We start from the raw sequence: 12,219 nt of genomic DNA, 5'->3' as shown, positions 1-12,219 counted from the left end.
GTCTCAACCGTTGATTTTCAGTTTATTACAGTTTGGCAAGTTCTTTCTTTAATGCTGTGATATTTCTTTGATGCAAGAATAACTTATTCCTTAATTGCACAGCTTTTTCTTTATTGGCTGAATCGCCGTTGTTACTGATTTGCAGGAGGAAGTGCTGTGCGTCGCTAAAAAGCTTCTCTTCAGCTACCAGCTCTTTTTCCAGGATCTGGCGGCGCATGGCATCGCGTTCTTTCTGTGCAACATCTTTCACACGAGGAGATTTTGACGGTAGCCCTGATTGCTCAGCACTTCTGGAAAAAGAGGCTATAGAAATTTTCTGCGCATTACTGATCCGACGATTGGTAAAGGTGATGTTGCCGTCTTTGTCCACATATTTGTATATATCGGTACCAGCGATAGCGTTGGATAAAGAAACCCCTGGAATTAAAGCCAATACGATAAATAACGTTCTGATTTTCATATGCTTGGCAGAAAGATTTGATAATAACCACAGCTATTTGATCAGTCTAGCAATAATTTTCCCCGTACCAGGTAAAAAAAAGGATCAATAAGTCCTTCTTATTACGGTAATTGCAATATTCTCAACCATTCTCGCAGATGACCGGTATCTTACAGACTGTAATACATGTCGAATTCAATAGGATGTGTAGATGTGCGCAACAGTAGCACTTCATCCATTTTAAGATGGATGTATGCATCAATCATATCATTGGAAAATACGCCGCCACGGATTAGAAAATCACGATCTTTATCCAGGCACTCCAGGGCTTCGTCTAAAGAAGCGCAAACATTAGGTACTTTGGCTGCCTCTTCCGGAGGTAAGTCATAAAGATTTTTATCCATCGGATCGCCAGGATGTATTTTGTTCTGGATACCATCCAGACCTGCCATCATCAGGGCGGTAAATGCCAGATAAGGATTGGCGGTTGGATCAGGAAAGCGAACCTCGATACGCCGTCCTTTAGGACTGCTGGTGTGTGGAATGCGAATTGCAGCCGAGCGATTACTGGCCGAATAGGCGAGGTTGACCGGCGCCTCAAATCCTGCAACCAGCCGTTTGTATGAGTTGGTGCTCGGGTTGGTGATCGCATTGAGCGCTTTGGCATGTTTGAGGATACCACCGATATAGTAGAGTGCTGTTTCGGATAAGCCGGCGTAACCATTGCCAGAGAACAGATTCTTGCCATCTTTCCAGATAGATTGATGCACATGCATACCCGAGCCGTTATCGCCGACGATAGGTTTGGGCATGAAAGTTGCCGTTTTACCGTATGAATGCGCAACGTTGTGCACGACATATTTGAGTATTTGGTTCCAGTCTGCACGCTTGACGAGACTATTGAAGCGCGTGCCGATTTCACATTGACCGGCCGTAGCCACTTCATGGTGGTGTACTTCTACAGCGATACCCATCTCTTCCAGCGTCAAACACATGGCGGAACGAATATCCTGCAGTGAATCGACAGGTGGTACTGGGAAATAGCCGCCCTTGATAGCAGGGCGGTGACCGATATTGCCGCTTTCATATTTAATGGCTGAACTCCAGGCTGCTTCCTCAGATTCAATCCTGACCGAGCAACCTGACATATCGGTATGCCAGCGCACTGAATCAAAGATAAAAAATTCCGGTTCCGGGCCAAAATAGGCAACATCCCCAATACCAGTGGATTTTAAATAGATTTCTCCGCGCTTGGCCAGTGAACGCGGATCACGGCTGTAGCCTTTTCCGTCTGCCGGTTCGACTACGTCGCATGTGATCAGTAATGTAGGCTCATCCATGAATGGATCCATGTTCGCAGTGTCTGGATCGGGTATCAGTAACATATCGGATGCCTGAATGCTTTTCCAACCGTCAATCGACGAGCCATCAAATGGATGGCCATCTTCAAATTTGTCTGCATCAAAGGAATGTGCAGGTACGGTTACATGATGTTCTTTGCCGTTTGTATCTGTAAAACGTAAGTCAACAAATCTGACTTCATTGTCTTGAATCAATTTCAAAACATCAGCTACCACCATTTTTTTCTCTCCAGACTAGCGTCACAAATTTTATAAAACAAGATAACGATATAATTAGATAAAATTATACCAGCACAGCACAAGCTGGCTGAGTATCAATAGATAAATGTCAGGGTCAGCATTCTACTGTACTCGCATGCGGTAAGTCTTTATGATTCGTAAAAATCATGAAATAGTGACGGTGAGAGAATAGCTCAATAGACCGGATCAAGCATTCTCTGAGGTTGAAGAATATTGGGAATAAGCAGTAGTTAATATTTGAATGTCCGACGCACTTAGCATACTCAAAGAAGTTTTTGGTTACCCTGCTTTTCGTGGTCAACAAGCGGAAGTGATCGCACATGTGACCAATGGTGGTGATTGCCTGGTGCTGATGCCGACAGGTGGTGGCAAGTCATTGTGCTACCAAATTCCTGCGCTATTGCGGGAGGGTGTGGGCATCGTTGTTTCTCCGCTGATTGCGTTGATGCAGAATCAAGTCGCTGCATTATGTGAAATTGGTGTTGATGCAGCGGTTTTGAATTCCTCACTATCATCGCAGGAAGCCGCAGCGGTCGAGCAAAAGCTTCTGGCTGGCGGGTATGATCTGCTGTATGTTGCGCCGGAACGCTTACTGACTGGACGGTTTTTGAACCTGATCACCCGTATTCCGGTGGCGTTATTTGCGATTGATGAAGCGCATTGTGTGTCGCAGTGGGGACATGATTTTCGTCCGGAATACAGCCAATTGTCAGTCTTACATGAACGCTTCCCTAATGTGCCTCGCATTGCTTTGACAGCAACAGCTGACATGCATACGCGTAAAGAAATTATTGAGCGTTTGGGGCTTGCGATGGCCAAGGTATTTATTTCCAGCTTTGACCGCCCGAATATTCGTTATCAGATCGTCGATAAAATCAACAGCCGATCACAATTATTTAGCTTTATACAGGCAGAACATCCAGGTGATGCTGGAATTGTCTATTGTCTGTCGCGTAAAAAAGTAGAGGAAACGACAACCTGGCTGACCGGCCAGGGCATGCGCGCAGTAGCCTATCATGCTGGTATGAGCATGCAGGAACGACATCTGAATCAGGAAAAATTTCTGCGGGAAGAAGGCGTCATCATGGTGGCTACCATCGCATTCGGAATGGGGATCGATAAGCCTGATGTACGTTTTGTCGCACATCTGGATCTACCCAAGAGTATTGAAGGCTATTATCAGGAGACCGGGCGGGCCGGTCGTGACGGACAAGCAGCCAATGCCTGGATGGCATACGGCCTTGGTGATGTGATTCAGCAGCGGCGCATGATTGAGGAGTCAGAGGCGCCAATCAAATTTAAACAGGTTGCCACGCGGAAACTCGAGGCCATGTTATCGTTGTGTGAAACGACCAGTTGCCGCCGCTTACGCATGTTGAGCTATTTTGGAGAAACAACGGATATTGCGGCATGTGGTAATTGTGATGTCTGCTTGAACCCACCGCAAATATGGGATGCCACCGTTGAAGTGCAGAAAGCATTGTCCTGCGTGTATCGCACTGGACAGAATTTTGGTGCAGGGCATTTGATCGATGTGCTGCGGGGTAACTTAACCGAGCGAGTGAAAGAGTGGCATCATGATAGAGTCAGTACCTTCGGTATTGGTAAAGATCTGTCAGAAAAAACCTGGCGCGCGGTATTTCGTCAAATCGTGGCGCTTGGTTTATTGACGACGGATCATGAAGGTTATGGTGCCTTCCATTTAACCGAAGCTAGCCGCGTTGTGCTTAGAGGGGAACAGGCCGTGCATTTGCGACTGCAAACAAAATCTCAGCGATTAGCTGAGAAACGGCAAGTCGATGATCTGGCATCACTCGATTCAGTCGAGCGTAACCTGTGGGAGCAATTGCGCACCTGGCGTGCCAGAATAGCCAAAGAGCACGGTGTTCCGGCTTATGTGATCTTTCATGATGCAACCTTGCATGAGCTCGTGCGGCTATGTCCGCAAACGGAAGATGAGCTACGGCAGGTGACAGGGATCGGTGTGCGCAAGCTGGATAAGTATGGCAATCATCTGATAGAGATTCTTCGGGGTCATTAGAATTATCCATCTAAATTAGATGCATTCCATTCCTATAGACGGATAAGTGTTTGGAAATTCCAATATTTTATTATATACTCAAAAACCGTGTTAAGAATATGGTAAATCTAAAAGGAACTTAAAATGATGAGATTATCAATTTTTGCAGCAACTTTAATAGTATTTTTAACGGCTTGTTCAAACGCTAATATGGGTGATCCCGCTCAAGTGGCAGGTGATTGTCCCTTTGGAATCGACGGTAATGGCAACTGCCTCAAAGAAGGTCAAGATCCACGCCCTTATGGTGGTACCAGCAAGCCTGGACATTAATGTAAAACAAAACCACCTCAGGGTGGTTTTGTTGTTTGGAGTTTTCGAAGGAAACGCTGATTAATTCGGCGAACGTGATGAAGCGCGAGGCGCACGGAACGCAGCACCGAGACATATCTAATCAGATAGACGAGGAAGCGAGTACCGCGCAACGAAGCGATTCGCCCGTGCAGTCAATTAATCAGCATTTCCCTAACCTTGAGAGTAATGTTGGGTTCATTTTACTTCGTAACACCTTATTGCTTTCGATAGCTGTCATCTTCAATGAAGCTTAGCGGAGTGATTAAAACATCATTCTTCTGCGGCGTAACGAGTACCCCATCATACCGAATCCAACGATTAACATCGCGTGAGTTTCTGGTTCTGGAGCAAAATTGGTAGCATCTGACGTGTTAACCGTAAAAAACAGATCACCATCACCAGAATGGGTGCCTTGCCAGTTCGCGTTCAGATGATCTGCCTTAAAGCTCAGGGTAGGCATCCCTAAAACGCCCGTATTTGAGCTTAAATTAAATGAAGTATACGAGCCCATCATGAATCCGTTGAACAAATTTGATGTAAAACTGGATCCGCTTGTGAAAGAAATGGCAAATCCACTGCTGTTGAAATCGCTGATACCAAAGCCATCGACGACATTTAATATGCCTGCGCTGAAATCCACTGCATGATTTCCATTCGCAGCGTTAGAATAAGGGGTGATTAAGTCTGGGAGAGAGGGTGGGTAATTTATTGTCTGCCCCTCAAATCCCCTCGCATTTGCTGTAACGCCTGAGCCAAGTCCTACAACAACAGAAGCTGCTATTAATCGCAAATAATTTTTCATCCTTTCACTCCTAAAATCAGTTACAAGTCTAGTTCATTAAATCAACAGCTTAAATATCATGAATGTAATTGTGGGATTTTGATAGAGAGAAATGTCCTAAAGTTAATAAGATAAATGCACTAAAAATGAACCAGGCATGAACAGTTTATCAATGAGGGAGAAGGCTCAACATTAATGACATATCCCAATCTCTGGAGGTATTCATGAAAATATGGGTAGACATTATTTTTACCGCTACGCTGGTGTTTGCAGGTTCACTGCACGCAGACGAGAATCATCCATCAGGCGCATTCAGTGAGGAGGAACTGGGGAAGGTGCATTTTCCTGTTTCATGTACTCCCGTCGCTCAACAACAATTTGATCAAGCCATCGCCATGTTGCATTCCTTTTGGTACGACGAGGCCGAGAAAAGCTTTCGTCAAATAACTGTTACTGATCCAACTTGCGCCATGGGGTATTGGGGAATCGCCATGAGTCTTTATCGGCAGTTATGGGCGACGCCTCCGACAGTGGAGGAATTACACAAGGGGCGAGGAGCACTGAAAGAGGCCGAAAAATTAACGATCAAGACAGACCGGGAAAAGGCTTATCTTGAGGCTGCCCAAGCGCTGTATCAGGGTGATGAGAAAACCGGCTATCGCGCCAGAAAGCTTGCGTATTTGAGCGCGATGGAACAAGTTTGGAGACATCATTCCGACGACCGCGAAGCCACAGTGTTCTATGCGCTGGCGCTGATTTCCACCGCATCGCCACAGGACAAAACCTACGTCAACCAGAAGAAAGCATTGAGCCTGCTGCAAAAAGTGCTGGAAAAAGAGCCGCATCACCCCGGTGTTATACACTACATCATTCACAGTAGCGATTATCCTGAACTGGCCAATCTCGGACTCACTGCAGCCAAAACATACGCACAGCTTGCCCCGGCAGTACCGCATGCATTGCACATGCCGTCGCACATCTTTATCAGATTGGGGCATTGGCAAGATGCCGCGCAATCCAATCGGGCGGCCTATCACGCGGCAAAAGACTATGCGCGGAAAAATGCCATGGCCGGCACATGGGATCAGCAGTTTCACGCCATGGATTATATGATGTACGCTTATTTGCAAACCGGCCAGACAGAAAAAGCCAGGGAGATTCTGCAAGAACTGCACACCATTAAAAAAGCGCAGCCGGAAAATACCACCACCGCCTATGCATTTGCCGCGATGCCAGCGCGTTATGCGATAGAACGCGGCAAATGGTCCGAAGCCGCCGAGCTAGCAGCCAGTCCAGCCGATTTTCCCTGGGATCAATTTGGCTGGTGCGAAGCAATCACGCACTTTGCCCGCGGATTGGGCGCGGCCAGGAGTGGACAATTGCCTATTGCCCGGGATAGTTTGCTACGGCTGGAAGCATTGCGCGATGCCGATAGAGCGGCAAACAAAGCTTATACCGCTGATCAAATCGAAATCCAGCGCTTGGCGATCGCCGCCTGGATTGCGCATGCAGAAGGCAAGGCGGAGGAAGCATTGAAACTCATGCGCGCTTCGGCTGAGTTAGAAGACTCAACCGAGAAAGACAATGTCACCCCGGGTGCCATCATCCCTGCGCGGGAGTTGCTGGGGAAATTGCTGCTCGAACTGCAGCAACCTGCTGAAGCCTTGAAGGAATTAGAAGCTTCACTGATCCGCACGCCTAATCGCCGCAATGGCATTGGCCGTGCGGCACAAGCCGCGAAACTCGCCGGCGATCAGCAGAAGGCGCGCAGTTATAATGAACAACTGCAGGCATTGGCTGTACCCGATAACTAATACTTGCTCAGGCGACAAAGTTCGTGATGGTCCCATGCCCGTGGTTAAGCTTCAGCACTGTCGCCGCCGTATTTGCCAGCCAGCCAACGTGCGCATTCAGGGCCTAATTCGCTCACGGCACGCGCCTCGTATTCCGCTGAATCGGCTGCAGTCAGCGTGTCCGTCCAGCGGCCGTTGACGCCTTTGTTGATGAATGTCTGAGCACCGCCGTCCCAGAAAGCGCCACCCAGCGGCACGCTCTTGATGGCGTTCTTTTTCATCCAGTCGAAAGAACAATACTTGACGATATCAGACCATCTGGACTCATCAATGGGAATCTCGAGGAAGCGAGCAATCCGGCGCATTTCGCCCTGCATGTCGCGTTTGAGGTCATTGAAGTGAACCAGCAGCAGATTGGGCAATTCCCGAATCTGCCACCACGAACGGATGTTTTCCCAGAATGACCAGAAAGGATAACCATCCTTGTCCATCCAGTCCCGCCAATATTGACGAATATCCGCAGGCGGTGGCGCGAGTGGCGGACCAACCCGGCCCGGCGTGTTATTTAGCGCCTCATAATAAGCCTCGTTGGCGTTGGCGTGATGGTTATACATACTCCACAGCACATCCCGGCCATCGCGTCCGATATAGATATATTTGGCTTTAGGCGAATATACCAGCGCATCGACCGGCAGATGCGTTTTCAGAATTCTGCGATGCGTTTGCGCTTCCACCAGCGGCAATTTCACTTCCTTCGGCGGCACGCGCAGATCCAGCCACGGCGACATTTCCGCCACTGCCAGATCGGGATTGCCATTGAACATCATCTGCGCCACGATTTGCTGCGTCCAGGTCGTGCCTGACTTGGCGTACGTCGCAATAATGATGTCATCGGGCCGAAACTGGAAATCATTCCAGGCCGTCGAATCGAAGTGATGACTGTGTAGTTCTCGAGATTTGATGGGCCATGTAATAGGGGTAGACATGTGATTATCCTCTTAAGTAATAGCATGATGAGATGCGCTTTGTTATGGGCTAGTTTAATGGAAGTTAGCTTAATAAATATAGAAAAAACCCTCCTGCTCAGGTTGTCAGCCGAATTTTCCCAGAGTAGGATTCAAGTCATTATTTTAAAAAATAATGAGATAAATATTTCTTGCAAGTAAGTTTATTGATAAATATTTTTGAAGGAGTTCCTGATTATGGCAATTATTAATATGAATTTAGCCAGTCTCAATGGTAAAAATGGTTTCCGTGTAGATGGAGAAGTGCCATTTTATATCGGGTTAGGTGATTCGGTCAGTAATGCGGGAGATGTCAATGGTGACGGTTTTGATGACGTGATTATCGGCGCCCAGGCGCATAGGATTGCTTACGCCAGCCCTTACTCGGGGTACAGCTACGTGGTGTTTGGCAAATCCTCAGGCTTCAATCCTGTAGTTAATCTATCCAATCTCAATGGTAACGACGGTTTTCGGCTGGATACGGGGGAGCCAGGTGATTATTTTGGCGCTTCGGTCAGCAATGCTGGGGATGTCAACGGCGACGGTTTTGATGATGTGATTATCGGCGCTCCCAATGCTGACCCGAACGGCTTTGATTCTGGCTCCAGTTATGTGGTGTTTGGGCGCGCTTCGGATTTTGATGCTGCACTGAATCTGTCCAGCCTGGATGGCAGCAACGGTTTCCGTCTGGATGGAGCGGCGACTTTTGATAACGCGGGCTATTCAGTCAGTACTGCCGGAGATGTGAACGGTGATGGCTTTGATGATTTGATTGTGGCCGCACCTAGCCCCGCATACTCCGGTTTCAGTTATGTGGTATTTGGCAAGGCCTCGGGTTTTAGTGCCGCTTTGAATCTATCCAGCCTGGATGGCAGCAATGGCTTTCGTCTGGATGGGAGGGTGCTTGATGATGATTCCAGTCAATTAGTCAGCAATGCGGGAGATGTCAATGGGGACGGATTTGATGATGTAATTGTTGCTCAACAAGGTTCCCTGAACGCGGTCAGCTCTGTAATTTTTGGCAAAGCCTCGGGTTTTGATGCCACGCTGGATCTGTTCAGCTTAGATGGCAGCAATGGCTTTCGTCTGGATGGAGAGGCGAACTATGGTTGGTCGGTTAGTAATGCTGGGGATGTGAATGGCGATGGTTTTGACGATTTGATTGTCGGTGCTCGCTCTGCTGACCCGAATGGCAACTTAGCTGCTGGCTCCAGTTACGTGATGTTTGGCAAGGCTTCCGGTTTTAGTGCCACGCTGAACCTGTCCAGCCTGGACGGTAGCAATGGTTTTCGCCTGGATGGGGTGGCTGCATATGATCAATCGGGTTTTTCGGTCAGCACTGCCGGAGATGTGAATGGTGACGGTTTTGATGATGTGATTGTCGGCGCTCCTGATGCCGATCCGAACGGCGATTCTTCCGGCTCCAGTTACGTGGTGTTTGGCAAGGCCTCCGGGTTTGATGCCACAATGAATTTATCCCGTCTCGACAGCAATAGTGGTGTTCGATTGGATGGCGTGGCTGCATTTGATTATGCGGGCAGGTCGATCAGCAGTGCAGGGGATGTCAACGGCGATGGATTTGATGATTTGATGGTCGCTGCACCAGGCGCTACTACTGCTGCATATCCATATACATCTGTCGGCAGCTACATAATATTTGGTAGTAGCCAATTTACCGGCACGGTGACTTATTCGGGCACACCTGGGGATGATATCCTCACGGGCACATCAGCAATGGAGATCTTTAATGCGGGCGATGGCAATGATTTAATGATCGGCGGCGGCGGATCGGATGAGTTTCATGCAGATGCTGGCGATGACGAAATTCGGGTATCCGACCTTGACTTTGTACTGGTGGATGGGGGCAGTGGCAAAGATATCCTGAGTTTGGACGGAAGCGGCCTGAATCTGGATCTTACTAGAGCCAGTGACAAGATCAGCGGCATCGAAGCTATTGATTTACAAGGTATCGGCAACAACACCTTGACTTTGACCGCAGTGGATTTACTTCAGCTATCGGACACTACCAATACCCTGGAAGTGAATGGTAATGCAGGGGACCGCATTATTGGGCTGAGTAGTGGTTGGACGTATAGGGGCATCAGTGACAACTTTCAGATTTATACTCAAGGCGAGGCAATGTTGCGGGTTGCAATGGGTGTGATGACGGATTTCGGAGGCATCAATCTGGCCAGTCTCAATGGCAGCAATGGTTTTCGCCTGGATGGGGTGGCGGCGGAAGATTTTTCGGGTGGATCGGTCAGCAATGCCGGAGATGTTAATGGAGACGGTTTTGATGATTTGATTATTGGAGCTTTTGGAGCTGATCCAAATGAAGATAGATCCGGCTCCAGTTACGTGGTGTTTGGTAAAGCTTCCGGTTTTAGTGCCACGCTGGATTTATCCACCCTCGACGGCAGCAATGGTTTTCGTTTGGATGGAGCGGCACGGAGAGATTCTTCGGGCGATTCAGTCAGTAATGCCGGAGACGTAAACGGCGATGGTTTTGACGATGTGATTATCGGTGCTCGTGGTGCTGATCCGAACGGCGGTTCTTCCGGCGCCAGCTATGTCGTGTTTGGTAAGGACTCCGGTTTTAGTGCCACGCTGAATTTATCCAGCCTTGATGGTAGCAATGGTTTTCGCTTGGATGGGGAAAGAGGGGGAGATTTTTCGGGCGATTCAGTCAGCAATGCAGGGGATGTCAACGGTGACGGTTTTGATGATGTGATTGTCAGTGCTTCTACTTATACTGACATTGACGGGAATGTCTACGTCACAGGTTCAAGCTACGTAGTATTTGGCAAGGCTACCGGTTTTGCTGCTACGCAGAATTTATCCAATCTGGATGGTAATAATGGTTTCCGCCTGGATGGCATAGTTACAGATCAATCAACCGGGCCTGTCAGCAGTGCGGGAGACGTCAACGGCGATGGCTTTGATGATGTGATTGTTGGTGTCGGTTCTACATCTGTTCCGAACTTCACTAACCCCGTTTTCAATTATGTGGTATTTGGTAAGGCTTCCGGTTTTGATGCCACACTGGATCTGTCCAGCCTCGATGGCAGCAATGGTTTTCGCTTGGATGTACCAGCTAATGATAATTTTTTTTCCACTTCGGTCAGCAATGCCGGAGACGTAAATGGCGATGGTTTTGATGATTTAATTGTAGGTGCTGACGGTGCTGACCTGAATGGCGATTATTCCGGCGCCAGTTACGTGGTGTTTGGCAAGGCTTCCGGTTTTGATGCCACACTGGACCTTTCCAATCTCGATGGCAGCAATGGATTCCGCCTGGATGGAGTTGCGGAGTTTGATTCTTCGGGAAGATCAGTTAGCAATGCAGGGGACGTCAATGGTGATGGTTTTGATGATTTGATTGTAGGTGCCAGCGGTGCTGATCCGAATGGCTATAACTCTGGCTCTAGTTACGTGGTGTTCGGCAAGGCTTCCGGTTTTAGCGCCACGCTGGATTTATTCAGTCTCAACAGTGATACCGGTTTCCGCTTAGATGGAGTAGCAGCGATTGATTATTCGGGCCAATCGGTCAGCAGTGCCGGAGATGTCAATGGAGATGGTTTTGATGATTTAATTGTGGGTGCTACTGGAGCTGACCCGAACGGCGACAGCTCCGGTTCCAGCTACGTAGTATTTGGCAGTCGCAATATCGGTAAGGTGATTTTGTCTGGCACACCTGAGGCAGACAATCTCCATGGCACATCAATAGCAGAAATCTTTGAAGCGGGCGCGGGTGATGATTTGATGATTGGCCATGGCGGGGCGGATGTGTTTCTGGGCGAAGCGGGGGATGACTATATCCGTGTATCGGACCTTGGCTTTGAGTCTGTGGATGGCGGCATCGGCAACGATACGCTGGCCTTGGGCGGCAGCGACCTGAATCTGAATCTGACCGATATGAGCGGTAAGATCAGCGGCATTGAAACCATTAATCTATTTGGCACCGGTGACAATACTCTGACGTTAACCGCAGCGGATGTGCTCAACCTGTCGGATACTACGAATACCTTAAAAGTCAATGGCAATGCCGACGATCGCATCGTTGGATTAAGCTATGGCTGGGGAGATGGTGGTGTTCATGGTGATTTTCATACCTTCTTTAATGATGCGGCAGTGCTGCTGGTGGGCGTGAATGTGGCGACGGATTTTGTGTAGCAAAAGTGTACTTCACGGTGAATACAGCAGAAATTCAAAGATGATTTTAGAGGAGAG

The 12,219-nt window shown here is 48.4% G+C and carries 9 protein-coding genes; 5 read left to right on the top strand and 4 right to left on the bottom strand.

Annotated features, from left to right (window positions below; all coding sequences use genetic code 11):
- Positions 1-25 precede the first annotated feature (25 nt).
- Complete coding sequence (locus tag BM021_RS08235) at positions 26-460, bottom strand: DUF4124 domain-containing protein (protein WP_090720562.1); 435 nt, start codon at positions 458-460, stop codon at positions 26-28.
- Between the two features lie 149 nt (positions 461-609).
- Positions 610-2,019, bottom strand: coding sequence for a type I glutamate--ammonia ligase (gene glnA, locus BM021_RS08230; protein ID WP_090720561.1), 1,410 nt, complete (start codon positions 2,017-2,019; stop codon positions 610-612).
- Between the two features lie 262 nt (positions 2,020-2,281).
- On the opposite strand from glnA, the gene recQ reads away from it, so the two are divergent.
- The 3 genes from recQ to BM021_RS08215 all read left to right on the top strand — a co-directional run bounded on the left by recQ (position 2,282) and on the right by BM021_RS08215 (position 4,665).
- Complete coding sequence (gene recQ / locus BM021_RS08225; RefSeq protein WP_090720560.1) at positions 2,282-4,081, top strand: DNA helicase RecQ; 1,800 nt, start codon at positions 2,282-2,284, stop codon at positions 4,079-4,081.
- Positions 4,082-4,204: 123 nt separating this feature from the next.
- Complete coding sequence (locus tag BM021_RS08220; RefSeq protein WP_256207844.1) at positions 4,205-4,390, top strand: hypothetical protein; 186 nt, start codon at positions 4,205-4,207, stop codon at positions 4,388-4,390.
- Between the two features lie 77 nt (positions 4,391-4,467).
- Positions 4,468-4,665: a hypothetical protein gene (locus tag BM021_RS08215; protein ID WP_090720559.1), complete on the top strand. Its 198-nt coding sequence runs from the start codon at positions 4,468-4,470 to the stop codon at positions 4,663-4,665.
- Between the two features lie 8 nt (positions 4,666-4,673).
- On the opposite strand, the gene BM021_RS08210 is transcribed toward BM021_RS08215, so the two are convergent.
- The gene (locus BM021_RS08210) at positions 4,674-5,213 is read right to left on the bottom strand and encodes a PEPxxWA-CTERM sorting domain-containing protein (protein ID WP_090720558.1); all 540 of its coding nucleotides are present in this window, start codon (positions 5,211-5,213) and stop codon (positions 4,674-4,676) included.
- Positions 5,214-5,416: 203 nt separating this feature from the next.
- Here BM021_RS08210 and BM021_RS08205 point away from each other — a divergent pair, with 203 nt between their 5' ends.
- The gene (locus BM021_RS08205) at positions 5,417-7,006 is read left to right on the top strand and encodes a hypothetical protein (RefSeq protein ID WP_090720557.1); all 1,590 of its coding nucleotides are present in this window, start codon (positions 5,417-5,419) and stop codon (positions 7,004-7,006) included.
- A gap of 44 nt (positions 7,007-7,050) precedes the next feature.
- Here BM021_RS08205 and BM021_RS08200 read toward each other — a convergent pair whose 3' ends face one another.
- Positions 7,051-7,971, bottom strand: coding sequence for a sulfotransferase domain-containing protein (locus BM021_RS08200; RefSeq protein WP_090720556.1), 921 nt, complete (start codon positions 7,969-7,971; stop codon positions 7,051-7,053).
- Between the two features lie 216 nt (positions 7,972-8,187).
- Between BM021_RS08200 and BM021_RS08195 the strand changes: the two genes are divergently transcribed.
- The gene (locus tag BM021_RS08195; RefSeq protein WP_090720555.1) at positions 8,188-12,162 is read left to right on the top strand and encodes a beta strand repeat-containing protein; all 3,975 of its coding nucleotides are present in this window, start codon (positions 8,188-8,190) and stop codon (positions 12,160-12,162) included.
- Positions 12,163-12,219: the final 57 nt, after the last annotated feature.

It is taken from the genome of Nitrosomonas sp. Nm166, from assembly GCF_900112825.1.
Classification (GTDB): Bacteria; Pseudomonadota; Gammaproteobacteria; order Burkholderiales; family Nitrosomonadaceae; genus Nitrosomonas.
Note: the sequence above shows the minus strand (reverse complement) of the source record. Positions and strands in the feature narration are given on the sequence as shown.